This is a genomic window from Paraburkholderia dipogonis (genome assembly GCF_046027395.1).
GTDB lineage: Bacteria > Pseudomonadota > Gammaproteobacteria > Burkholderiales > Burkholderiaceae > Paraburkholderia > Paraburkholderia dipogonis_A.
In genome coordinates, this window is record NZ_JAQQEG010000008.1 from 194,363 (window position 1) to 217,928 (window position 23,566).

The 23,566-nt window shown below is 63.2% G+C and carries 23 protein-coding genes; 8 read left to right on the forward strand and 15 right to left on the reverse strand.

Annotation, left to right across the window (positions count from 1 at the left end; all coding sequences use genetic code 11):
• Positions 1 to 78 precede the first annotated feature (78 nt).
• From PQR32_RS10790 to PQR32_RS10805, 4 genes are all read left to right on the forward strand, one after another.
• Complete coding sequence (locus PQR32_RS10790; protein ID WP_408175596.1) at positions 79 to 540, forward strand: peroxiredoxin; 462 nt, start codon at positions 79 to 81, stop codon at positions 538 to 540.
• Between the two features lie 353 nt (positions 541 to 893).
• Positions 894 to 2,753 carry a PhoH family protein gene (locus PQR32_RS10795; protein WP_408225591.1) on the forward strand — a complete coding sequence of 620 codons (1,860 nt, stop codon included), beginning with the start codon at positions 894 to 896 and terminating at the stop codon, positions 2,751 to 2,753.
• Positions 2,754 to 2,958: 205 nt separating this feature from the next.
• Positions 2,959 to 4,179, forward strand: a complete 1,221-nt coding sequence (locus PQR32_RS10800) for an NlpC/P60 family protein (RefSeq protein WP_408225594.1) — start codon at positions 2,959 to 2,961, stop codon at positions 4,177 to 4,179.
• A gap of 352 nt (positions 4,180 to 4,531) precedes the next feature.
• Positions 4,532 to 5,338 carry an SDR family oxidoreductase gene (locus PQR32_RS10805; RefSeq protein WP_408225693.1) on the forward strand — a complete coding sequence of 269 codons (807 nt, stop codon included), beginning with the start codon at positions 4,532 to 4,534 and terminating at the stop codon, positions 5,336 to 5,338.
• Between the two features lie 57 nt (positions 5,339 to 5,395).
• On the opposite strand, the gene PQR32_RS10810 is transcribed toward PQR32_RS10805, so the two are convergent.
• From PQR32_RS10810 to PQR32_RS10855, 10 genes are all read right to left on the reverse strand, one after another.
• Positions 5,396 to 6,406, reverse strand: a complete 1,011-nt coding sequence (locus tag PQR32_RS10810) for an inorganic phosphate transporter (RefSeq protein ID WP_408225597.1) — start codon at positions 6,404 to 6,406, stop codon at positions 5,396 to 5,398.
• Positions 6,406 to 7,032 (reverse strand): DUF47 domain-containing protein, encoded by a 627-nt coding sequence (locus tag PQR32_RS10815; protein WP_012432805.1) that lies wholly within the window; start codon positions 7,030 to 7,032, stop codon positions 6,406 to 6,408. Before PQR32_RS10815 ends, PQR32_RS10810 begins: the two co-directional genes overlap by 1 nt.
• Positions 7,033 to 7,159: 127 nt before the next feature.
• Complete coding sequence (locus tag PQR32_RS10820) at positions 7,160 to 8,545, reverse strand: replicative DNA helicase (protein WP_074763850.1); 1,386 nt, start codon at positions 8,543 to 8,545, stop codon at positions 7,160 to 7,162.
• A gap of 190 nt (positions 8,546 to 8,735) precedes the next feature.
• Positions 8,736 to 9,188 carry a 50S ribosomal protein L9 gene (rplI, locus tag PQR32_RS10825; protein ID WP_408225600.1) on the reverse strand — a complete coding sequence of 151 codons (453 nt, stop codon included), beginning with the start codon at positions 9,186 to 9,188 and terminating at the stop codon, positions 8,736 to 8,738.
• Positions 9,189 to 9,215: 27 nt separating this feature from the next.
• Positions 9,216 to 9,491, reverse strand: a complete 276-nt coding sequence (gene rpsR, locus PQR32_RS10830) for a 30S ribosomal protein S18 (RefSeq protein WP_012432802.1) — start codon at positions 9,489 to 9,491, stop codon at positions 9,216 to 9,218.
• A gap of 2 nt (positions 9,492 to 9,493) precedes the next feature.
• Positions 9,494 to 9,793 (reverse strand): primosomal replication protein N, encoded by a 300-nt coding sequence (gene priB, locus PQR32_RS10835; RefSeq protein ID WP_007182110.1) that lies wholly within the window; start codon positions 9,791 to 9,793, stop codon positions 9,494 to 9,496.
• A 50-nt stretch (positions 9,794 to 9,843) separates the two neighbouring features.
• Positions 9,844 to 10,218 carry a 30S ribosomal protein S6 gene (gene rpsF, locus PQR32_RS10840; protein WP_006048823.1) on the reverse strand — a complete coding sequence of 125 codons (375 nt, stop codon included), beginning with the start codon at positions 10,216 to 10,218 and terminating at the stop codon, positions 9,844 to 9,846.
• A 285-nt stretch (positions 10,219 to 10,503) separates the two neighbouring features.
• Positions 10,504 to 11,448, reverse strand: coding sequence for an anti-sigma factor family protein (locus PQR32_RS10845; RefSeq protein WP_408225603.1), 945 nt, complete (start codon positions 11,446 to 11,448; stop codon positions 10,504 to 10,506).
• A complete protein-coding gene (locus PQR32_RS10850; protein ID WP_408225696.1) occupies positions 11,438 to 12,172 on the reverse strand; it encodes an RNA polymerase sigma factor in 735 nt (244 codons plus the stop codon). The genes PQR32_RS10845 and PQR32_RS10850 overlap by 11 nt, the downstream gene beginning before the upstream one ends.
• 141 nt (positions 12,173 to 12,313) lie before the next feature.
• Entirely contained in the window at positions 12,314 to 13,228 is a 915-nt protein-coding gene (locus PQR32_RS10855) for a LysR family transcriptional regulator (RefSeq protein ID WP_408225606.1), read from the reverse strand.
• A gap of 162 nt (positions 13,229 to 13,390) precedes the next feature.
• Here PQR32_RS10855 and gcl point away from each other — a divergent pair, with 162 nt between their 5' ends.
• The 4 genes from gcl (at position 13,391) to PQR32_RS10875 (ending at position 18,049) form a co-directional block, all read left to right on the forward strand.
• A complete protein-coding gene (gene gcl, locus PQR32_RS10860; RefSeq protein WP_408225609.1) occupies positions 13,391 to 15,166 on the forward strand; it encodes a glyoxylate carboligase in 1,776 nt (591 codons plus the stop codon).
• A gap of 111 nt (positions 15,167 to 15,277) precedes the next feature.
• A complete protein-coding gene (gene hyi / locus PQR32_RS10865; protein WP_408225612.1) occupies positions 15,278 to 16,087 on the forward strand; it encodes a hydroxypyruvate isomerase in 810 nt (269 codons plus the stop codon).
• Positions 16,088 to 16,183: 96 nt separating this feature from the next.
• Complete coding sequence (locus PQR32_RS10870) at positions 16,184 to 17,092, forward strand: 2-hydroxy-3-oxopropionate reductase (protein ID WP_408225615.1); 909 nt, start codon at positions 16,184 to 16,186, stop codon at positions 17,090 to 17,092.
• Between the two features lie 555 nt (positions 17,093 to 17,647).
• Positions 17,648 to 18,049 (forward strand): DUF3597 domain-containing protein, encoded by a 402-nt coding sequence (locus PQR32_RS10875; protein ID WP_408225618.1) that lies wholly within the window; start codon positions 17,648 to 17,650, stop codon positions 18,047 to 18,049.
• A gap of 160 nt (positions 18,050 to 18,209) precedes the next feature.
• Here PQR32_RS10875 and PQR32_RS10880 read toward each other — a convergent pair whose 3' ends face one another.
• The 5 genes from PQR32_RS10880 to cysT all read right to left on the reverse strand — a co-directional run bounded on the left by PQR32_RS10880 (position 18,210) and on the right by cysT (position 23,495).
• A complete protein-coding gene (locus tag PQR32_RS10880; protein ID WP_408225621.1) occupies positions 18,210 to 19,253 on the reverse strand; it encodes an asparaginase in 1,044 nt (347 codons plus the stop codon).
• A 225-nt stretch (positions 19,254 to 19,478) separates the two neighbouring features.
• Positions 19,479 to 20,405: a CysB family HTH-type transcriptional regulator gene (locus PQR32_RS10885; protein WP_007182122.1), complete on the reverse strand. Its 927-nt coding sequence runs from the start codon at positions 20,403 to 20,405 to the stop codon at positions 19,479 to 19,481.
• 89 nt (positions 20,406 to 20,494) lie between these two features.
• Positions 20,495 to 21,553 (reverse strand): sulfate/molybdate ABC transporter ATP-binding protein, encoded by a 1,059-nt coding sequence (locus tag PQR32_RS10890; protein WP_408225624.1) that lies wholly within the window; start codon positions 21,551 to 21,553, stop codon positions 20,495 to 20,497.
• Positions 21,553 to 22,596, reverse strand: a complete 1,044-nt coding sequence (cysW, locus tag PQR32_RS10895; protein WP_408225627.1) for a sulfate ABC transporter permease subunit CysW — start codon at positions 22,594 to 22,596, stop codon at positions 21,553 to 21,555. The genes PQR32_RS10890 and cysW overlap by 1 nt, the downstream gene beginning before the upstream one ends.
• A complete protein-coding gene (gene cysT / locus PQR32_RS10900; RefSeq protein ID WP_408225630.1) occupies positions 22,593 to 23,495 on the reverse strand; it encodes a sulfate ABC transporter permease subunit CysT in 903 nt (300 codons plus the stop codon). The genes cysW and cysT overlap by 4 nt, the downstream gene beginning before the upstream one ends.
• Positions 23,496 to 23,566 lie beyond the last annotated feature (71 nt).

Sequence of the window (23,566 nt, forward strand, 5' to 3'; positions counted from 1 at the left end):
TCACCCTCCCCCAAGTCTCGATGCCAGGCCGACGCCGCCGCAATCAGCCGGCGCAGGCCATTACAACCGGAGAACCTCGTGCCCATCGCAGTCGACCAACCCATCCCCGATTTTACCGCCCCCGCTACCGGTGGCGAGATCACGCTGTCCAAGCTGCGGGGCAAGAAGGTGGTGCTGTATTTTTATCCGAAGGACAACACGCCAGGCTGCACGACCGAAGGTCTGCAGTTCCGCGATCTGTATCCGAAGTTCAAGAAGGCCGGCGCGGAAATCCTCGGCGTGTCGCGCGACAGCCTTCGCTCGCATGACAACTTCAAGGCAAAGCTCGAATTGCCCTTCCCGCTGATCTCGGATCCTGAAGAAACGCTGTGCGCGCTCTTCAACGTCATCAAAATGAAGAAAATGTATGGCAAAGAAGTACGGGGGATTGAACGCTCCACGTTCCTCATCGACGGCGAAGGCGTGCTGCGCCAGGAGTGGCGCGGCGTGAAAGTGCCCGGCCACGTCGACGATATTCTGGAGGCTGTACAAGCGCTTTGAGGCGCGTTATATTGGGTTGCAATGAGTGCCTGTACACCCCAAATTTATGCCGCTGCGCCAGACTTGACGGCCGCTTCCCGTTTCCTGGGTTCCGTCGGAGTCGCGAGGTGCAACGCGAGCACTGTAGGCGAGCCGCTTGCCCCGTACGCCGGGGCGGCGGCTTTTTTAATTGCGCGCAGCCGTTCGTTCACTCGGCCGCGCGCTTCCGTTAAGGAGCCGATCGAAGACCAGGCGAACCGGCATCTCTAGACCGAATGCGCGCCTCCGGGCGCAATCTGCGTGCGTACTCACTGGCACCGGCAGAATGCGACAGGCGGCGCACGATATGTGACCCGATTAATTCGAGGGAAACCATGCCTTTGCCTACCCCCCCCAGCAAGCTCGGCAATCTCCTGCCGCCTGACGAATACAAGGCCAAAGCCGCCAGCCCGGCGCGCTCCGCCGCGAAAAAACAGGCGGTGGTTGGGGAATCCGCAGAGTCGGCCGACTACGGCCGCGCGAACGTCGCCACGCCGATGGCGCACGCCGCCAATGCCGCGACCACCTTGCGGCCGGTGCCGGCATCGTCGGCGGCTCCTGCTGCGTCCGCATCCGCAGGACAAGCCGCGCCGGCACGTAGCCGCAAATCGAAACAGACCGCCGCACTGTTGCAACCGGTTCCCGCCACGCGTCCGCAAGCCGAGCCTGCCGAGCCGGCTGTGCAACCGGTCGTCGCCCGCACGCCGAGCGCGAAGCAGGCCGAAGCCAGCACACCCGCAACCGTCGCGCCGAGCGCGCGCGGCACCAGCAAGAAACGCGGCACCGGCACCCAGCCGGTCGAAGTCCAGAAACTCTTCGTGCTCGACACGAACGTGCTGATGCACGACCCGAGCTGCCTGTTCCGTTTCGAGGAACACGACGTCTATCTGCCGATGATGACGTTGGAAGAACTCGACAACCACAAGAAGGGCATGTCGGAAGTCGCGCGCAACGCCCGCCAGGTGAGCCGCACGTTGGACGCGCTGGTGGCGAACGCCGGCAACATGTCCGACGGCATTTCGCTCGCGCGTCTGGGCAGCCGCGAGGCTTCCGGGCGTCTGTACTTCCAGACCAAGCTCACCGCCATCGAGCCGGTGGAAGGTCTGCCGGAAGGCAAGGCCGACAACCAGATCCTCGGCGTGGTGCGCGCGTTGCAGCGCGACCGGATGGATCGCCAGGTCGTGCTGGTGTCGAAAGACATCAACATGCGCATCAAGGCGCATGCGCTCGGCCTGCCCGCTGAAGACTACTTCAATGACCAGGTGCTCGAAGACAGCGATCTGCTGTATTCCGGCATCCGCGCGCTGCCGCAGGATTTCTGGACCAAGCACGCGAAGGGCATGGAGAGCTGGCAGGACACCAAGACCGGTACGACGTACTACCGTGTGACGGGTCCGCTGTGCGCCTCGATGCTGGTCAACGAGTTCGTCTATCTCGAGCCGCAGAACGGCGAGCCGGCGTTTCACGCGCTGGTGCGCGAGCTGAACGGCAAGACGGCGCTGCTGCAAACCTTGCGCGACTACGGCCACCACAAGAACAACGTGTGGGGCATCACGGCGCGCAACCGCGAGCAGAACTTCGCGCTGAACCTGTTGATGAATCCGGAGATCGACTTCGTCACGCTGCTGGGTCAGGCCGGCACCGGCAAGACGCTGGTCGCGCTCGCCGCCGGTCTCGCACAGGTGCTGGACGACAAGCGCTATAACGAGATCATCGTGACGCGCGCGACGGTGCCGGTCGGCGAAGACATCGGTTTCCTGCCGGGTACGGAAGAGGAAAAAATGCAGCCGTGGATGGGTGCATTCGACGACAACCTCGAAGTCCTGCAAAAGACCGACGACGCAGCCGGCGAATGGGGCCGCGCCGCGACTCAGGAGTTGATCCGTTCGCGCCTGAAGGTCAAGAGCATGAACTTCATGCGTGGCCGCACGTTCGTGGATAAGTATCTGATCATCGACGAGGCGCAAAACCTTACGCCGAAGCAGATGAAGACGCTGGTCACGCGGGCGGGTCCGGGCACGAAGATCATCTGTCTGGGCAACATCGCGCAGATCGATACGCCTTATCTGACGGAAGGCAGTTCGGGTTTGACGTATGTGGTCGATCGCTTCAAGGGTTGGGCGCACAGCGGGCATGTGACACTGGCGCGCGGCGAGCGTTCGCGTCTTGCTGACTACGCATCGGAAATTCTCTAAGTTTCAGTTACTTAGCTTTAACCAGAAGCCGCGCCCGGAATACTCCGGGCGCGGCTTTTTTCTTGAATGCACGTTCCCGCCGGGCAACACTTAGCGCACGAACTTCAAGTAATTTGTCAAGAATTCTTGCCGGAGCGAGGTTCCAAGGGCTACCATCCCGACATCGTTCGCCGTTAAACGGGCTTTTACCGCTCTACTCGTCTTCATGCGCCGACTCGCTTTTTCGCTGCTAACCGTTCTGCTGCTTGCCGCCTGCGCCGGCGCGCCGCAGAAGACGTCGTCGCGCTCGGGCAGCTCGGTCGTGGTGGCGAACGGCGCTTATCACGCTCCGCCGCCCGGCTTTCCGAATTTCGTCGACCACAGCATCGGCCGTGAGGAAATCTCGATTCAGGCGATGAGTCTGGTCGGCATTCCATACCGTTGGGGCGGCAATACTCCAGATAGTGGCTTCGATTGCAGCGGATTGGTTCGTTATGTCGTCTCGCGCGCGGCGTCCGTGAATCTGCCGCGCACGACGGCGGACATGAGCGGGCGCGGCGAGTCGATCGAACCGGACGAGATCGCGCCGGGCGATCTGATTTTCTTCAACACGACGGGGCGCGCGCATTCGCACGTCGGGATTTATGTGGGCAAGCTGCGCTTCGTCAACGCGCCGTCGACCGGTGGGACGGTGCGGCTCGACTATTTGACCAATCCTTATTGGGCCAGGCGTTTCGACGGGATTCGCCGCGTGGCTGGTCCGGCCGCGACACCGGCGCCGTTCGATACGCCGAGCTATCAGGCCGCGGCGCCGCAGCCTGAGCGCGTCGCGCCGGTGGCGCAGACGACCCCGGCTTATGCGGGTGCGGCGGGTACAACGGGCACGTCAGCGTTGGCAGGTACGGCGGCGACGGCGGCGATAACCACACAGCCACCGGTTTATGCCACGAGCGCGCTGCAAGCCCAATCGCCGTCGAATCAGGCAGCCCGCGTCGCGGCGACGCCGCGCGCGTCCTTGACCACCGAGGCGCAACCGACAACCACCACTGCCACGTCCCAAGCCGATCCATTCGAACCACCACCGCCGGGCATGAGCGCAGCGCAGATGCAGGCGCGTGCCGCAGGCGCCGTATCGCCGACGCCGGTTCAGGCGGCTCGAGCCAACGCGTATGACGCCGGCGCACCCGCTCAACAACAGCCGACGGCTTCACGCACCGCACCGCAAACCGCGGCCGCCCACGCACCCGATCCAATCGATGCCGCCGCCGACGCGTTCGAGCCGCCGCCGCCCGCGTCCGTTGCTGCACGCCAGGCTCGGCAGGCGCAGCAAGCCGATGAAAATGGCAGCGTGCAGATCATGCGAGCTTCGACGGGCTCGCGCGGCATGCCTGCCCCCACGCAGACCAACGACGACCCGATCGCCCGCTTCGCCAACGGCAACTTCTGACGCACGACGCGGGCTCAGCCGTGAACAAGCGCGGATCAAGCCGCCTCTGCGTCGATACTTCGCGACGTAGGCCGGCCGCAAGCGTACGCGGACCTGACAGCAACGCCCTGTCGCTCACCGTCGCGCAGCGGACCACCGCCCTGCGCAACACAACTCGCACTCGGCACGCGGGCGCAAGCCTGAATCACGCCGCCTGGCGTCGATACTTCGCGGCACAAGCGGCCATCGGCGCACATAGCGACCAGCAACGCCCAGCCGCTCGCCATCCTCCGCCTCACCACCAACCGCACGTCACACCGCCCCCGCCGATCTGCTATCGTCGTCGATATTCTTCCGACAGCGGGTGATGACGATGGATCTCGGGCTTAAAGACAAGGTGGTGTTGATCACGGGCGGCAGCAAGGGAATTGGGTTCGCCTGCGCCCGCGCGTTTGCGCTCGAAGGTGCGAAAGTCGCGATCGTCTCGCGCGATCCCGCCAACCTCGCGCGCGCTTACGAGCAGTTGAAGCAGGAAGGCCTGCACGTGCACCGGACCCGCGCCGATCTGCATGAACCGCACAGTGCCGCCGATATCGTCGAGGAAGTCAGCACCGCGGTCGGCCCGATCGACATACTGATCAACAGCGCCGGCGCCGCGCGCCGTTACGACCCGGAAACGCTCGATGCCGACGCGTTCCGCGCCACCATGGAAGCGAAATACTTCCCGTACATCTATCCCCAGCAGGAAGTACTGCGCCGCATGGCCGAGCGCGCCAAGGCCGGTAACGGCGGCGAGCCCGGCACGATCGTCAACATCATCGGCATGGGCGGCAAGATCGCGAGCGATATCCATATTGCCGGCGGCGCCGCGAACGCGGCGCTGATGCTCGCCACCGTCGGCCTCGCTCACTATTACGCGCGTTACGGCATCCGCATCAACGCGATCAATCCCGGCGCGACGCTGACCGAGCGTATCGAGGAAGCGGTCAAGCTCGAAGCGACGCAGCAAGGCATCGAGAGCGCGGAAGCGCTCGCGCGCGGTCAGGCCAAAGTGCCGCTCGGACGCTATGCCAAACCGGAGGAAATCGCCGACGTCGCGCTGTTTCTGGCGAGCCGCCGCGCGAGCTATGTGACGGGCGCAATCGTCCCGATGGATGGAGCCAGCGCGCCGCTGATCTAGACGGCGCGCTTGGAACCCGGACAGATGGATTGCGCGGCAGCCAGCGCCGCCGCGCGCTTACAGAAAGCGGTGGCCGAGCCACCAGGCCGCACCCGAGAGCATGGCGGAAGCCGGGATCGTCAGAATCCACGCCCACACGATATTACCGGCCACGCCCCAGCGCACCGCGCTCAGCTTCTGCGTCGCGCCGACACCGACGATCGCGCCGGTAATCGTATGCGTGGTGGACACCGGAATGCCGAGCCACGAGGCAGTGAACAGCGTGATCGCGCCGCCCGACTCCGCGCAAAAGCCGCCGACCGGCTTGAGCTTGGTGATCTTCTGGCCCATCGTGCGGACAATGCGCCAGCCGCCAAACAGCGTGCCCACGCCCATCGAAAGATAGCAGCCGCCGATCACCCACAGCGGCGGCGCATCCGCGAACGACGACGCATAACCGGTCGCGATCAGCAGCATCCAGATAATGCCGATGGTTTTCTGCGCATCGTTGCCGCCGTGGCCGAGACTGTACAAGCCCGCCGACACCAGCTGCAGGCGCCGGAAACGCCGGTCGACCTTGCTCGGCGGCGTACGGAAGTAGATCCACGACACCGCCAGCATGAAGAACGAACCGAGCACGAAGCCGAGCAGCGGCGAAATGAAGATGAAGGCGACCGTTTTCATCAGGCCGTCGAAATTCAGCGAGCCCCAGCCTGATTTGGCAAGCGCCGCGCCCACCAGGCCGCCGATCAGCGCATGCGAGGAACTCGACGGAATACCGTAGTGCCAGGTGATGATGTTCCAGCCGATCGCGCCGACCAGCGCGCCGAAAATCACGTAATGGTCGACGATGTTCGGGTCGATCGTGCCCTTGCCGACGGTCGCGGCCACTTTCAGGTGGAACACGAAATACGCGATGACGTTGAAGGCCGCCGCGAAGGCCACCGCCTGCTGCGGCTTCAGCACGCCGGTCGAGACGACCGTGGCGATCGAATTTGCCGCGTCGTGGAAGCCGTTCATGAAGTCGAAGATCAGCGCGACGGCGACCAGGCCGGCGACGACCCAGATTGCAAGTTGTATCGATTGCATTATGCGTTTTCCAGCACGATGCCTTCGATGATGTTCGCTACATCCTCACACTTGTCCGTGATCGTTTCGAGCAATTCGTAGATCGCCTTCAGCTTGATCAGGGTCTTGACGTTGTCCTCTTCGCGGAACAGTTTCGACATGGCCGAGCGCAGCACGCGGTCGGCCTCCGATTCCAGACGGTCGATGTCCTCGCAGGCTTTCAGGATCTGGCTCGCCTGCTTCATGTCCGACAGCAGGCTCACGGCGAACTGCACACGCTCGGAGGTTGCCGTGCAGATGTGCGCCAACTGACTCGCCTCGGAGGTCACGGCCTGCACGTCGTACAGCGAAATGGCGGTGGCGACGTCCTCCATCAGGTCGAGGATGTCGTCCATCGTGGTGATCAGCTTGTGGATCTCGTCACGGTCGAGCGGCGTGATGAATGTCTTGTGCAGCAGGTCGATGGTTTCGTGCGTGAGCTTGTCAGCGGCCTTCTCGGCTTTCTGCACGTTCTGCTTGTGGGTCTCGGCGTCCTGCAGGTTGTCGATCAGCAGCTCGAGTTCGCGGCTTGCCGAGACGATGCACGTTGCGTGCGCATTGAAAATTTCAAAGAACTTGCCCTCGGTGGGCATGAATCGACCGAACATTGGGATCCCGAAAATTGGTCACATTATGGCTGACATAAAACCGCCACATTGTACCGTTGCGAGACCCAAGCCGCACTTTTGAAAGCGCCGTTACAACGACGCTTCAGTTATCGCTTCACTTCTCCGCTCAATCGCTGTAGAAATTCTGCGCGCCGGCAAAGTTGTCGAACTTCGTGAATTGACCATGGAACGTGAGCCGAACGGGACCGATTGGCCCATTCCGCTGCTTACCGATGATGATTTCGGCCGTGCCTTTGTCGGGACTATCCGGGTTGTACACTTCGTCGCGGTAAATGAACAGGATCACGTCGGCATCCTGCTCGATAGCGCCGGATTCGCGCAAGTCCGACATGATCGGCCGCTTGTTCGGGCGCTGTTCGAGGCCGCGGTTCAACTGCGACAAGGCGATCACCGGTACATCGAGTTCCTTGGCGAGACTCTTCAGCGAACGCGAGATTTCCGAGATTTCGGTCGCGCGGTTTTCACCTGACGACGAGCCGCTCATCAGTTGCAAATAGTCGATGATGATCAACCCGAGCTTGCCGCACTGGCGCGACAATCGGCGCGCCCGCGAGCGCAATTCCATCGGGTTCAGACCGCCGGTTTCGTCGATGAAAATCTGCGCCTCGCTCATCTTCTGCACAGCGTGCGTGAGCTTCGGCCAATCTTCATCGGTCAGGCGCCCGGTTCGCATACGGTGCTGATCCAGCCGCCCAACCGAGCCGAGCATACGCATGGTGAGCTGCGAACCCGGCATTTCCATCGAAAACACCGCGACCGGCAAGCCGTACTCGACCGCTACATATTCGCCGATGTTCATCGAGAACGCCGTTTTACCCATCGACGGACGGCCCGCGACGATGATCAGCTCGCCGCCGTGCATGCCCGAAGTCATTCGGTCCAGATCGACAAAGCCGGTTGGCGTGCCGGTTACGTCGCTCGGATTGGCGGTGTGATAAAGCGTGTCGATCCGCTCGACCACTTGCGTGAGCAGCGGCCCGATTTCGAGGAAGCCTTGCGTGCCGCGCGCGCCGTCCTCGGCGATCGAGAACACCTTCGACTCGGCCTCGTCCAGCAGTTGGCGGACTTCCTTCCCCTGCGGGTTGAAGGCGTCGGCGGAGATTTCATCGGCGACCGAGACCAGCCGGCGCAGCACCGCGCGATCGCGCACGATTTCCGCGTAGCGGCGGATGTTGGCCGCGCTCGGCGTGTTCTGCGCCAGCGCGTTCAGATAGGCCAGACCGCCGACCTCTTCCGCCTTGCCCGAGGTGCCGAGCGCCTCGTACACGGTAATCACGTCGGCCGGACGCGTGGCCGCGATCAGCTTGCCGATGTGCTCGAAGATGATGCGGTGGTCGTAGCGGTAAAAATCGCTCTGCGACAGGAAGTCGGCGATGCGGTCCCACGCGGCATTGTCGAGCAGCAGGCCGCCCAGCACCGATTGCTCGGCCTCGATCGAATGCGGCGGGACTTTCAGCGACTCGAGTTGGGGATCTTTGGACGGTGCGTTCATGGAGAGGGATTATCGGGCAAATCGGGGGCGCGCGGGCGGCTGCGGCGAGCGGGAAAAACAAAAAAACGGGCACCAAAAAAAACAGGGGCCGGTTACCCGGCCCCTGCCTTTTGCCAGCAACCTCCTGGCTGATGCTATGTGATGCTTAGACGCGGTCGGCTTAGACGCGGTCGGCTTAGACGCGGTCGGCTTAGACGTGTTCGCCGATCACAGCCACCGTCACATCGACCAGAACGTCGGTGTGCAGCGAGATTTGAACTGCGTGCTCGCCAACCATCTTCAGCGGGCCTTCCGGCAGACGCACTTGCGCCTTTTCCACTGCGAAGCCTTGCTTGACCAGGGCTTCAGCGATGTCCGCGTTCGTCACCGAACCGAACAGACGGCCGTCGACGCCAGCCTTCTGGTTGATCTGAACCGTCGAGCCACCCAGCTTTTCGCCTTGGGCTTGAGCAGCAGCCAGCTTTTCACCGGCAACTTTTTCGAGTTCTGCGCGGCGCACTTCGAATTCAGCCAGGGCTTCCTTCGTTGCACGGCGAGCTTGCTTGTTCGGGATCAGGAAGTTACGTGCGTAACCGTCCTTGACCTTCACGATATCGCCCAGGTTGCCCAGATTGACGACTTTTTCCAGAAGAATAATTTGCATTCGGATACTCCTTATCGCGTCGTCGGGTTAGGCCTTGTGCTGGTCGGTGTACGGCACCAGCGCGAGGAAACGTGCGCGCTTGATTGCCGTGTCCAGCTGGCGTTGATAGTGCGACTTCGTACCCGTGAGACGCGCCGGCGTGATCTTGCCGTTTTCGCCGATGAAGTCCTTCAGCGTTTCGAGGTCCTTGTAGTCGATGTGATCGACGTTAGCGGCCGTGAAACGGCAGAACTTCTTGCGCTTGAAGAGCGGATTTTGTTGCTGACGACGCTTGTCGAATTTCTTACCAGTCGGGCGGGGCATGTTCAGTCCTTTCCAATGTCCTGCAATGCTGTGATGTGAAATACCAGAGTTCTTGCGTTGCGGTGCTTTTTCGCCAGAAAGCCTGTGAAGAGCGTTTCCACGCCCATCTGACAGCTTTCCAGCTTACCGCTCGCCTCGCCTGCGGCTACTGCCTGCATGGTCAGCTCGACTTGCCGGGCAATGCCGGCTTCGACGACTTCCGTGCGGTGGTGCAACGTGCAGCCTGCAATCGGAACGCCGGCGGGGGTGTACCGCACCGGTTCGCGTTCGACGACGCTGGCCGTGAGTTGCAGCCGGTTCATGTAGCCTTTGGCGAGAACGACGCTGAATCTGGTAGCTTAAATAGTGTGTCTTAAGCCTGCGCTTCGGACGGTTGCGTAGCAGCCGACTTCTTGGCTTCTTCGCGCTGCACTTCCTTCATCATCGGCGACGGGCCGGTTTCGGCCTTCTTCATCTTGACGATCAGGTGACGCAGAACGGCGTCGTTGAACTTGAATGCGTGTTCCAGCTCGTCGAGCGTGGTTTGGTCGCATTCGATGTTCATGCAGACGTAGTGAGCCTTCGCGAGTTTCTCGATCATGTAGGCCAGTTGGCGACGGCCCCAGTCCTCGATACGGTGGATCTGGCCACCGTGCGACGTGATCGTGCTCTTGTAACGTTCGATCATGGCGGGCACTTGCTCGCTCTGATCGGGATGCACGATAAAGACGATTTCATAATGACGCATACACACTCCTTGTGGATTAAAGCCACCCGGGCGTCGGAACCGGTGTGGCAAGTGAGAAGCCAAAGAGTGTAACTCGATTAGGGCCGGGTTGCAAGATATGCTGTTATTGCGGGGCGCGAATCGGGTGTGTTTTCAAGGGTTTAGGCGGTGGAGCCGCGAAGCCGGATGCGGCATCTCGCTCCGGGAAGCCTGAAACGGACGGTCAGCCTTTGCGCGTTAAGCAAGAGACCCTCGCCGCCCGGCGGCCTGGTGGCCCGCCAAGGCCGCCAGGCCGCCGTTTGCAGACTACGAGCCTGCTTCCGTGCGCTCGCTACCGCTTTGCAGGCGCGCCTTCAGCGCCACTTCGAGCCCCTTCAGCGCGTCGGGCGCCGCGTCCGAAATCGCCCACCAGGTCATGCCTTCCGCGTTCCAGTGCGCGATCGAGTAGCCTTCGCGGCCGAGCGTCGCGGGCACCGTGCCGTCCGTGTTTCGGCCTGTACCGCCTGAGGCGGCCTGCGGAAACACGTACACGTCGATCACGTGCTTCTGGTAGCGGTACACCAGCACGGCCACCCGCTGATGCGCGAGATAGTCCAGACGCCCGCCTTCCAGCGCGAAACCGCTCGCAGCCAGATCCTCGACCGGTGGCGAATAGTCGAGCCGGCCATTGAACCACGGCTTGACCGTATGCCGGTCCGTCGAAATCACGTCGATGTCGCGCCCCGACACCTGCGCGCGGACATGGCTTTCCACCAGTTCGTCGGCGAACGGCCCAAAGTCCGCCGGCCGGTGCAGGTTCAACGCCACGCCCGCCGCGACCGCGCACAACGCGACGACCAGCGCCGTCAGCCAGCCGCGCGCGAACACGCCGCCTGAGCCAACCGAGCCGCCCGCGCCCGTCGGCCAGCCGAACCCGTCTTGCGGCGCGCGCCAGCCATCCAGCAATCGATCGAGCCAGCCCCGCCGCGCGCGCTCGCGCGGCGGCGTCTTGACGTTGGCAACCGGCGCCTCGGCCGTGGCAACTGGTTCCTCAATCGGCGGCAATCCGGCGACGATCCGCTCGCGCAGCGACTGCGGCGCGCGATGGTAAGGCGCCGCGCGCAGCGCGCCGCTCAAAGCCCGCAGGTTTTCGCTTTCGCGCCGGCAGGCGGCGCAGCTCTCGATGTGCTGCTGGACGCGCCGGGCATCCGGCGCGGGTAATTCCTGATCGGCGTTCGCGTCGAGGAGCGGCCGCGCTTCGTTACAGTCCATCTGGCGTCTCCTGAGCGTTGCCGGCGGCGCTGCCGCCTGGCGTGTTGAGTGGCCGGCCGTTGGCGGACGCCCGCAAGGGTGTCACGCTCGCCGTGGCCGATTTACCTGGGCCGGACGCCGCGCACGTCGACGACCTGTGCGGCGCTGTTCCGCCCCCCTGTTTCTCCATGAGCAACGCGGCCAGCTTGCGGCGCCCCCGCGCGAGCCGGGACATCACCGTGCCGATCGGCACGTCCGCCACCGCCGCGATCTCCCGATACCCCATCTCCTCCAGCTCCCTCAGCATCAGCACTTCCCGGTACTCGACCGGCAACTGCGCGAGCGCCTCGTGGACGAGTTTCGTATCCTCGTCGCGGATCAGGAGTGCTTGCGGGTCGGCGCCACCCACGCTCCAGCCGTCGAAGGTGGCGTCGTCCATGGTGTCGTCGAATTCGACCGTTTCGTGCGACGACGCACGCCGCCGCCATTCCGTGTACCAGGTACGGCGCACGATCGCCAGCAGCCACGGCCGCGCCGAATCGCCGCGAAAGGTGTCGAAGAAGCGAAACGCGCGCATGAAGGCTTCCTGCACGACATCGTCGGCATCGCTGGCGTTACCGCACAACCAGCGCGCAAGGTTGTACGCGGCATCGAGGTGCGGCAGCGCCATCTGCTGAAAGCGCCGGCTCCTCGCTGCTTCGGACTCGCCGTGCGCGCGGACAGGTTCTGAATCGGTCTGGACCACTTCGGCCCTCCAGGGCATTGCGGGCTATGCGATGGAGCTCGTCGTGACACTCTCTACAGCGCATAACCGGCTATCCGCGAAGTTTATTCCCGCCGCCACGCGAAATCCGCCAAAAAATCCGGCCGACCCGCCGCCTGCCCCTCAGTAAGCCGGGCGGTTCCAGTAATCCTCGCTGGCGTACACCTCTTTCAGATAATCGATGAAGTACCGCACCTTGGCCGGCACATACCGTTGCTGCGGGTAGACGGCGAGAATGTCGTAATCGGGTAGCGCGAACTCGTCGAGCACGGTTTCCAGTTCGCCGCGCGCCAGTTGCTGCTGGATTTCCCACGTGGAGCGCCAGCCGAGTCCAAGCCCTTCCGACACCCACCGGTGCAGCAGTTCGCCGTCGTTGCAGTCGAGCGTGCCGCCCACGCGCACCGTCGCCAGCTTGCCGTTGCGGCGGAAGTACCAGCCGCGGTTCTGTCCGCCTTGCAGATTGAACGCGAGACAGTTGTGCTGCGGCAGGTCTTCGAGTGTTTTTGGCCTGCCGTATTGGCGGAAATACGCCGGCGTGCCGCACACCACGCGCCGGTTCGACGCCAGCTTGACCGCCACGAAGTTCGGATCGACCGCGCCGCCGATGCGGATCGACAGGTCGTAACCCTCGCGCACCAGATCCACTACCCGGTCGGTCAGATTGAACGACACCTGCAATTCCGGCTTATCGGCGAGAAACGCCGGGGCGAGCGGCGCGACGTGCTTGCGCCCGAACGCGGCCGGCGCCGACACGATCAGATGCCCGTTCACCGCGCGCCGCCCGGCGCTTAACTCGTTTTCCGCCTGATCCCATTCGGTGAGCAGACCGCGGCAGCGCTCCAGGAACGCGGCGCCGTCTTCGCTGACCACCAGCCGGCGCGTCGAGCGGTACATCAGTTTGACACCGAGGCGCTTTTCCAGCGCGTCGATGCGGCGGCCGAGAATCACCGGCGACACGCCCTCCTCCAGCGCGGCCGCCGCGAGGCTGCCTGCGTCCGCGACGCGCACGAACGTTTCGATCTGTTTGAAGCGGTCCATTTTTATCTCCCACCTGCTAGTCCCGATGCCAGCCCACGGGCCATTCCATACTTTTTGTTTCGAAATAAGCGACCCGGACTGATCTTATCAAACCTTTACGTCAGGCCTAAAGTGCACTCAACACGTTTAGTTAGCCCATTCCCAGACATTCAGGAGACATTCATGGCCAAGATGAGAGCCGTCGACGCAGCCGTGCTGGTGCTCGAAAAAGAAGGTATCGACACCGCATTCGGCGTTCCGGGCGCAGCGATCAACCCGTTCTACTCGGCCATGCGCAAGGCAGGCAACATCAGCCACGTGCTGGCCCGCCACGTCGAGGGCGCGTCGCATATGGCCGAAGGCTATACGCGCGCTCAACCGGGCAACATCGGCGTGTGTATCGGCACGTCGGGCCCCGCCGGCACCGACATGATCACCGGTTTGTACTCGGCTCAGGCCGACTCCATTCCTATTCTCGCCATCACGGGCCAGGCGCCGCGCGCGCGTCTGTACAAGGAAGACTTCCAGGCCGTCGATATCGAATCGATCGCCAAGCCTGTCACCAAGTGGGCCGTCACCGTGCGTGAACCGGCGTTGGTCCCGCGCGTGTTCCAGCAGGCTTTCCACCTGATGCGCTCGGGCCGTCCGGGTCCGGTGCTGGTCGACCTGCCGATCGACGTGCAGCTCGCCGAAATCGAATTCGACATCGACACGTACGAACCGCTGCCGGTCTACAAGCCGAAAGCATCGCGCAAACAGATCGAAGCCGCCCTCACGTTGCTGAACGACTCGGACAAGCCGCTGATCGTCTCGGGTGGCGGCGTGCTGAACGCAGCCGCGGAAGACCTGCTCGTCACGTTCGCTGAAACCATCGGCGTGCCGGTGATCCCGACGCTGATGTCGTGGGGCGCGATTCCCGACGACCATCCGTTGATGGCCGGCATGGTCGGCCTGCAAACCTCGCACCGCTACGGCAACGCGACGATGCTCGCCTCCGACTTCGTGCTCGGCATCGGCAACCGCTGGGCGAACCGTCACACGGGCAGCGTCGAGGTGTACACGAAGGGCCGCAAGTTCGTGCACGTCGACATCGAACCGACGCAGATCGGCCGCGTGTTCGGCCCGGATCTCGGCATCGTGTCGGACGCGAAGGCCGCGCTCGAACTGTTCGTCGAAGTGGCGCAGGAATGGAAGGCCGCGGGCAAGCTGAAGGACCGCAGCGCATGGGTCGCCGATTGCCAGCAACGCAAGAAGACGATGCTCCGCAAGACGCACTTCGACAACGTGCCGATGAAGCCGCAACGCGTCTACGAAGAAATGAACCAGGTGTTCGGCCGCGACACGTGCTACGTGAGCACGATCGGTCTCTCGCAGATTGCCGGCGCGCAATTCCTGCACGTCTACAAGGCGCGCAACTGGATCAACTGCGGCCAGGCCGGCCCGCTCGGCTGGACGATTCCGGCAGCGCTCGGCGTGCGTGCCGCTGACCCGCAACGTCCGATCGTGGCGCTCTCAGGCGACTACGACTTCCAGTTCATGATCGAAGAGCTGGCAGTGGGCGCGCAATTCAAGCTGCCATACGTGCATGTGGTGGTGAACAACTCGTACCTCGGCCTGATCCGCCAGGCACAGCGCGCATTCGATATGGACTTCTGCGTGCAGCTCGGCTTCGAGAACATCAATGCGCCGGAGATGAACGGCTACGGCGTGGATCACGTTGCCGTCGCGGAAGGTCTGGGTTGCAAGGCGATCCGCGTGTTCAAGCCGGAAGAACTGAAGCCCGCGCTGCTGAAGGCGCAATCGATGCTCTCCGAGTTCAACGTGCCGGTGATCGTCGAAGTGATCCTCGAACGTGTGACCAACATTTCGATGGGCACCGAAATCGACGCGATCAACGAGTTCGAAGAACTGGCCGCGAAGCGCGAAGACGCACCGACCGCGATCAGCATGCTCGACTGAGACTGAGTTGCTGGACGCGTTGAACAAGTAAGCATCACGTGAGCGCGGTTCAGCAACACCGAACCGCCTCACGAAGCCATTCCACTGACCGACCAGAGAGACAGACGCACCATGCCGAAATTTGCAGCGAATCTCACCATGCTGTTCAACGAAGTCCCGTTCCTCGACCGCTTTGCGGCTGCGGCGGACGCGGGCTTTCACGCCGTCGAATTCCTGTTTCCGTATCCGTTTCAGATCGCTGAGTTGAGCGAACGTCTGCAGCAGAACCGCTTGAAGCTGGTGCTGCATAACCTGCCCGCGGGCAACTGGGAAGCGGGCGAACGCGGTATCGCGTGCCTGCCGGATCGCGTAAGCGAATTCCAGGAAGGCGTCGGCCGCGCGATCGAATACGCGACAGCACTGAAGGTGCCGCAATTGAACTGCCTCGTCGGTATTCCGACGGCCGGCGTCGATGCGGACAAGGCGCGCTCGACCATCGTCGACAACCTGCGCTTCGCCGCGGGCGAATTGAAGAAGGCCGGCATCAAGCTGCTGGTCGAGCCGTGCAACTCCTACGATATTCCGGGCTTCGCACTGAACCGTTCGGGCGAAGGCCTCGACGTAATTCGCGCAGTCGGTTCGGACAATCTGTTCCTGCAATACGACATCTATCACATGCAACGGATGGAAGGCGAACTCGCGGCGACCATCAAGAAGAACCTGCCGCAGATCGCGCACATCCAGCTCGCCGACAACCCGGGTCGCAACGAACCGGGCACGGGCGAAATCAACTACCCGTTCCTGTTCGAACTGCTCGACTCGCTCGGCTACGACGGCTACGTCGGCTGCGAATACAAACCGCGCACGACGACCACCGCCGGCCTCGGCTGGGTGCAGAGCGTGGCCGGGCAAACCCGCGGCGCGGCGCACGCCGCCGCCTGAGCGCCGCATCGCTTCATTGATCGGTGGGATCAGGCGCTTCTCGCCCCGAAGGACGTCCTCTTGCGGGACACCCAACAACACTGGAGATTTAGACACATGGCAAAGATCGGTTTCATCGGCCTCGGCATCATGGGCGCGCACATGGCGCGCAACCTCATCAAGGGCGGTCACTCGCTGTTCGTGAATGGCGCGTACCCGGTGCCGGAAGATCTGAGCAAGACGACGAGCGTCGTCGCGAATTCGACCGCTGTCGCGCAGGCCGCCGACATCGTCATCATCATGGTGCCGGACACGCCTGACGTCGCCAACGTGCTGTTCGCCGACGACGGCGTCGCCGCCGGCCTCTCGCAAGGCAAGCTCGTGATCGACATGAGCTCGATCTCGCCGCTCGACACGCAAGCGTTCGCGAAGAAGATCAACGCGCTGGGCGTCGACTACCTGGATGCGCCGGTCTCCGGCGGCGAAGTCGGCGCGCGTGAAGCGTCGCTGACGATCATGGTGGGCGGCCCGGAAAAAGCGTTCGCCACGGCCAAGCCGCTGTTCGAACTGATGGGCAAGAACATCTCGCTGATCGGCGACAACGGCGCGGGTCAGACCTGCAAGGTCGCGAACCAGATCATCGTCGCGCTGAACATCGAAGCCGTGGCCGAAGCGCTGCTGTTCGCGTCGCGCTCGGGCGCCGATCCGGAACGTGTGCGCAAGGCGCTGATGGGCGGCTTCGCTTCGTCGCGGATTCTTGAAGTGCACGGCGAGCGCATGACCAAGCGCAAGTTCGATCCGGGCTTCCGCATCGAACTGCACCAGAAGGATCTGAACCTCGCACTCGACGGCGCACGCAAGCTGGGTATCGCCCTGCCGCATACGGCGAGCGCGCAGCAACTGTTCAGCGTATGCGCAGCGAATGGCGGCAAGGCATGGGATCACTCGGCGATGGTGCGCGCGCTCGAAATCATGGCGAATTACGAAGTCGCGCAAGCGCCGGGCAGCGAAGCCAAGGCCGCATAAGGAAGCAATACGGACTGCCGTGATCGTTGCATGATCAACGTCATGGCAGTCGCAGGTGGGGCGCCCGGTTCGTCGTGCGGCACGCACGGCGGAACGGGCAAATCGTGCCGCTCTGGGCTGAGAGCGGCAAGTGGGGTCCGCAGCGGCACCCGGCGGCGCCGGGGAAGCCTTGGTCGGTCAGACGTCGTCGTCGGGTGTCCGGCTGTCGGATTTCATGTTTAACGATGCTTATGCTTTTTCGGCCAAACTCTCGCAGCGGGTGCGTCATGACGCCGCCTGCCGGCACCTCCCTTTGCAGGTCTCCTCGCACGTGTGCTCGCAAGTCCGCTTGCATTTGCTTGCAACTCCGTCCCCTTTGCACGACCTTTTTTGACACATCGGTCCGCGCTTTTCTCCTACACTCGTTGAGTCTGGTTGCGGGTGTGTCAGCGATCACGTGCGGCTTGCCGATCATGGCAACGCATGTCCTCTGCTTCATCCGCCCGATTCCCAGCCAGTGTTCAACCCGTGAGCGGAATGTGCTTGCGCCAGTAACCTATCTGCAAAGGATTCAGAATGAGCATCTTTGGTGACATCGTACATAAGCTCTTTGGCAAAGCGAAACCGGACCAGCCCGCGCCCGCTGTTGAGCCGACACCGGATCCGGCCGCAGCGCAAGCTGCTGCACCGGCGGCTACCCCGGCGCCCGCGCCGCTGGCCGACGTCGACGTCGCTGTCGTCATGGACCAGTTCGTGAGTGAGAGCGGTCAAACGTTGAACTGGCGTACGTCGATCGTCGACACGCTGAAAGCGCTCGGCGTCGACAGCAGCCTCGATCATCGCAAGGAACTCGCCAAGGAACTGAAGTACACCGGCGACACGAATGATTCGGCAAGCATGAACATCTGGCTGCACAAACAGGTGATGGTGGCACTGGCAGCTAACGGCGGCAAGTTGCCGCCGGATCTGTCGAACTGACTGCTTGCCGACGCCGCCTCGTTGCGGTGCTAGCGATAAGCCTCAAGCTGAAACGACAACGCGGCGCCCAGGTCATCGACCGGAGCGCCGCGTTGTCATTCAAGCTTCATGTGCGGGACACGGTTCTGACTTTGAAGCCGGCCTGTCCGCGCTGAATCGATCAGTACGTATCGAATAACTTCTGCAACGCCACCGGCCCGGTAGCGCCCGCGGCCAATGCCAGCATCAGCAACACGCGCGCCTTGTACGGATTCAGCGAACCTGCGCTGACGAAACCGAGCGCGTCGTCGGCGGCCGCGCCGTTGCGCATCACATGCCCCGACCCGACGCGCGACGCACGCACCACCGCGACGCCTTGCGAAGCGGCATCGGCCAGCGCCTGCTGCACCGAAGCGTGAATCGAGCCGTTGCCCGTGCCCGCCACGACGATTCCGCGCACTCCGGCGGCAACCAACGCATCCACGGCAATGCGCGACACGCCCGCGTAACTCACCACGATCTCCACATGCGGCCACTTCGCACCGATCACGAATTCGGTCGCGAGCGTATGCGGACGCACCACGCTGCGCTGGAATTCGACGCGGCCGTCCTGCACCCAGCCGAGCGCGCCGATTTCGGGCGAATGAAAAGCATCCACTGCGTAAGTGCTCGTCTTGACCACGTCGCGCGCGCTATGAATCTTGTTGTTGAAGGCCACCAGCACGCCCTGCCCGCGCGAGGCTGCCTGTGCCGCGACCGTCACGGCGTTCAGCAGATTCAGCGGACCATCGGCGGACAGCGCCGAGGCCGGGCGCATGGCCGCGGTCAACACGACCGGCTTGTCTGACTTGACAGTGAGATGCAGCAGGTAAGCGGTTTCTTCGAGCGTGTCGGTGCCATGCGTGACCACCACACCGTCGACGTCGTCCGTGGCAAGCAACGTGTTGATGTGTTGCGCGAGCGTGGTCCACAGCGGCATTGCCATGTCCTTGCTGTCGACGCTCGCAATCTGCTCGCGCTCGATTCGCGCCACCGTGGACAAGGCCGGCACCACGGCCAGCAGTTGCTCGACCCCGATCACACCGGCCTGATAACCGGATGTGTTGGTAGCGCTCGCGGCCGCGCCGGCGATCGTGCCGCCGGTCGCCAGGACGACGATGCGCGGCAGCGGCGGCGTGGCGCCTTCGTCTGAAGGTATAGCGGAAGAAGAAGTCGAAGTATTCATGGCGGCGATTGTAAGCGATGCGCCGCGCGCCGCCATGCGTGAAAAAACGGATGTCCGTTCATTTCGGAGCGGGATGAGGCCGGCGCTCCGTGCGCCACGAGTTCGCGTAGCGTTTGCATCCAGGCCAGCCGCAGCCCGCATGAAGTTCGCACTGGCCGACGCCGCGATGAATTCACGCGGCGCCGTTCACGCGTTGCGCCGGATCGCGGCGATCCGGCGCATCCGTCAAACCGCTTCGCGCAACTGCGCGGCGATATCCGCTTCGTTCAATTGCGGCGCGAACATCTCGATCAACCGATACGCGTACGCGCGCAGGAACGCGCCCTTGCGCAAACCGACCCGCGTCGTGCTCGCCTCGAACAGATGCTGCGTGTCGAGCGCGACCAGTTCCGTGTCGCGCTTCGGATCGTAGGCCATCGCCGCGACCACGCCGATGCCCATGCCGAGTTCGACGTAGGTCTTGATCACGTCGGCGTCGATCGCGGTCAGCACGACGTCGGGCAACGCGCCCGCTTTTGCGAATGCCTGGTCGATATGCGAGCGGCCCGTGAAGTCCTGGTCGTAAGTGACGATCGGGAATTCGGCGATCTCGTCGAGCGTCAGATTCGGCCGGCCCACCAGCGGATGACCCTTCGGCACGACCACGACGTGATGCCACGAATAGCACGGGAACGTGACGATATCCGGGAAACGGTCGAGCGCTTCGGTCGAGATGCCGATATCCGCTTCGCCATTGATGATCATCTGCGCGATCTGTTGCGGACTGCCCTGACGCAGCGCCAGATGTACTTTCGGGAACACCTCGGTGAATTGACGGATCACCTTAGGCAACGCGTAGCGCGCCTGCGTGTGGGTGGTGGCCACGACGAGGTGACCGCTATCCTGGTCAGCGTACTGGCGCGCGACGCGGCGCAGATTCTCGGCGTCGAGCAGCATCCGCTCGATCAGTTGATGCACCGCCTTGCCCGGCTCGGTGAGGCCTGTGAGACGCTTGCCGCGTCGAATGAAAATGTCGACGCCGAGTTCGTCTTCCAGATCCTTGATCTGTTTCGAGACGCCCGACTGCGACGTGTACAGCACGTTCGCCACCTCGGTCAGATTCATGTTCTGACGCACGGCTTCGCGCACAAAACGCAATTGCTGAAAATTCATCTTGATGTCTCCGGTTCTGCCAGAGTTAAGTTATTTGAGTTCGATTGAAACGCCGAGTCGTGTTGCTGTTGCTGCGCGCCTGACTGCGCTCACTGCGCCGGAAAAACGCGCAATGCACGCGGTACCGCCGTCACGCCGTCGCCGATCGAGAGCTGCAGATCGCGCCACGCTTCGCGATCGAGTTCGGCTTCGAGCAGGTTGCCCTCGCGGCCCGCGAGTTCGACTCGCACCGAACCGCCCAGCGTCACCACGCGCCGCACGTCGACGACGATGCCTTCGCGATGGCCGGACGCCTGCGGATACAGTTGCAGATCGTGCGGACGCACATAAGCGAACGCCGGGCCGCTGAAATCGGCCTTGATCGTGACCGGCAGCGCCGCGCCGTCGACCACGAAACCACTCGCATCGACGTTGCCATGCAGACGGTTGGCCGCGCCGAGAAACTCGTAGACGAACGAGGTTTGCGGATGGTCGTACACGTCCTGCGGACTACCCACCTGCTCCACGTGCCCGCGATTGAGCACGACGATACGGTCGGCCACTTCGAGCGCTTCTTCCTGATCGTGCGTGACGAAGATCGTCGAGATATGCAGATCGTCATGCAGGCGCCGCAGCCAGCTACGCAGTTCCTTGCGCACCTTTGCATCCAGCGCGCCGAACGGTTCGTCGAGCAGCAGCACTTTCGGCTCGACGGCCAACGCGCGCGCGAGCGCGATACGTTGCCGCTGGCCGCCCGACAATTCCGACGGATAGCGTTGCGCGAGCCAGTCGAGTTGCACGAGCTTGAGCAACTCATGCACCTTCTCGCGGATCACCGCTTCCGAGGGACGCTCCTTGCGCGGCTTCACGCGCAAGCCGAACGCCACATTCTCGAACACCGTCATATGGCGGAACAGCGCGTAATGCTGGAATACGAAGCCCACTTCCCGCTCGCGTGCGCCGACCGTCGCCACGTCCTGGCCTTGCAGCACGACCTGGCCGCCGTCGGCGTATTCGAGTCCCGCGATCACGCGCAGCAAGGTCGTCTTGCCACAACCCGACGGCCCGAGCAGCGCAACCAGTTCACCCGGCGGAAAGTCGAGCGACACGTTATCGAGCGCGACGAAATCGCCGAAGCGCTTCTGCAGGTTACGAACGGTGATACCCATTACAGCTCTCCTTGCTTGAGCGTGTGTTGCTGCGATGCATGCGTTGCTTGCGTTGTGTGTGTTGCGCGTGTTGCGGGTTTTGCGGGTGTTGCATTGCCCGGCGGCGTGACGGGACCGGCGTACGCGGGCACATCGCGCGCGGCCGACAGTTCCGCCGACATATGGCGCTCGGCGAGCAGCTTCAGGCCGAGCGTCACGAGCGCGAGCAGAGCCAGCACCGACGCCACGGCGAATGCCGCCGAGAAGTTGTATTCGTTGTAGAGAATTTCGACGTGCAGCGGCATCGTGTCGGTCTGGCCGCGAATATGGCCCGACACCACGGACACCGCGCCGAACTCGCCCATCGCCCGCGCGTTACACAGAATCACGCCGTACAGCAGGCCCCATTTGACGTTGGGCAGCGTGACACGGCGGAAGATCTGCCAGCCCGACGCGCCGAGCACATGCGCGGCTTCTTCTTCGTCGTTGCCTTGTGCCTGCATCAGCGGAATCAGTTCACGCGCGACGAACGGGAACGTGACGAAGATCGTCGCCATCACGATGCCGGGCACCGCGAAAATGATCTGGATGTTGTGGTCCTGCAGCCACGGGCCGAACCAGCCCTGCGCGCCGAACATCAGCACGTAGATCAAGCCCGAGATCACCGGCGACACCGAGAACGGCAGATCGATCAGCGTGGTCAGCAGCGCCTTGCCGCGGAACTCGAACTTGGCGATACACCACGAAGCCACGAGACCGAACACGAGGTTCAGCGGCACGGCGATCGCGGCGGTGATCACGGTGAGCTTGATCGCCGACAGCGCGTCCGGATCGGCGAGCGATTCCAGATAGAAACCGAGCCCCTTGCTCAACGCCTGATAGAACACGGCGACGAGCGGCACGACGAGAAACAGCGCGAGAAACAGCAGCGCGATGCCAGTCAGAATCCAGCGCACGACGGGCGGCTCGGTGACCGGATCGGGCCGGCGTGCAACATTCAGCGGCGCGCGCGGCGCCACGGCCACAGCTGCTGTACCTGTATTCTTCACGGAATCGCGGCTCATTGCGCACCTCCGCCGACACCGATCGCCGCGACACTCGCAGCGGCAGGCGCCGGGCCCGCACCGCCACGGCCTGTGCGGCGCTGCAAATACCACTGCAAGGTATTGATCAACAACAGCATCAGGAACGACACGACCAGCATGACGACCGCGATGGCAGTCGCGCCCGCATAGTCGTATTGCTCGAGCTTGGTGATGATGAGCAGCGACGTGATCTCCGACTTCATCGGCACATTGCCGGCGATGAAAATCACCGAACCGTACTCGCCGAGCGCGCGCGCGAACGCCAGCGCGAAGCCTGTCAACAACGCCTGGAACACGGCCGGCAACACCACCCGGCGGAACGTCAGCCAGCGCGATGCGCCGAGGCACGCCGCCGCCTCTTCCTGCTCACGTTCGAACTCTTCGAGAACCGGCTGCACCGTGCGCACGACGAACGGCAAGCCGATGAACGTCAGCGCGACCAGCACGCCCGCGGGCGTGAACGCGATCTTCAGCCCGAGTGGTTCAAGAAACTGCCCGATCCAACCATTGCCTGCGTACACAGCCGCGAGCGAAATACCGGCGACCGAGGTAGGCAACGCGAACGGCAGATCGACCACGGCATCGACGATGCGCTTGAACGGAAACGTGTAGCGTACCAGCACCCACGCGACCAGAAAGCCGAACACCGCATTGATCAGCGCGCCGCCGAGCGCGGAAAAGAATGTGAGCCGATACGACGCGAGCACGCGCGGCGAACTCACCGCGCGCACGAACTGGCTCCAGTCGAGCGTCGCGGTCTTGAGAAAGGTCGCCGCAAGCGGAATCAGCACCACGAGGCTCAGATAAGCCACCGTGATGCCGAGTGTCAGGCCAAAACCGGGCAACGCGCTCGGTTTTCGGAAGGTCAACGTCGTCATGCTCGTTACTCGTTCAGGTTGATGCTCGTGTTGCCGGCCGCCGGGCCCTGGCGGCCAAAAGCGCGCCCCAT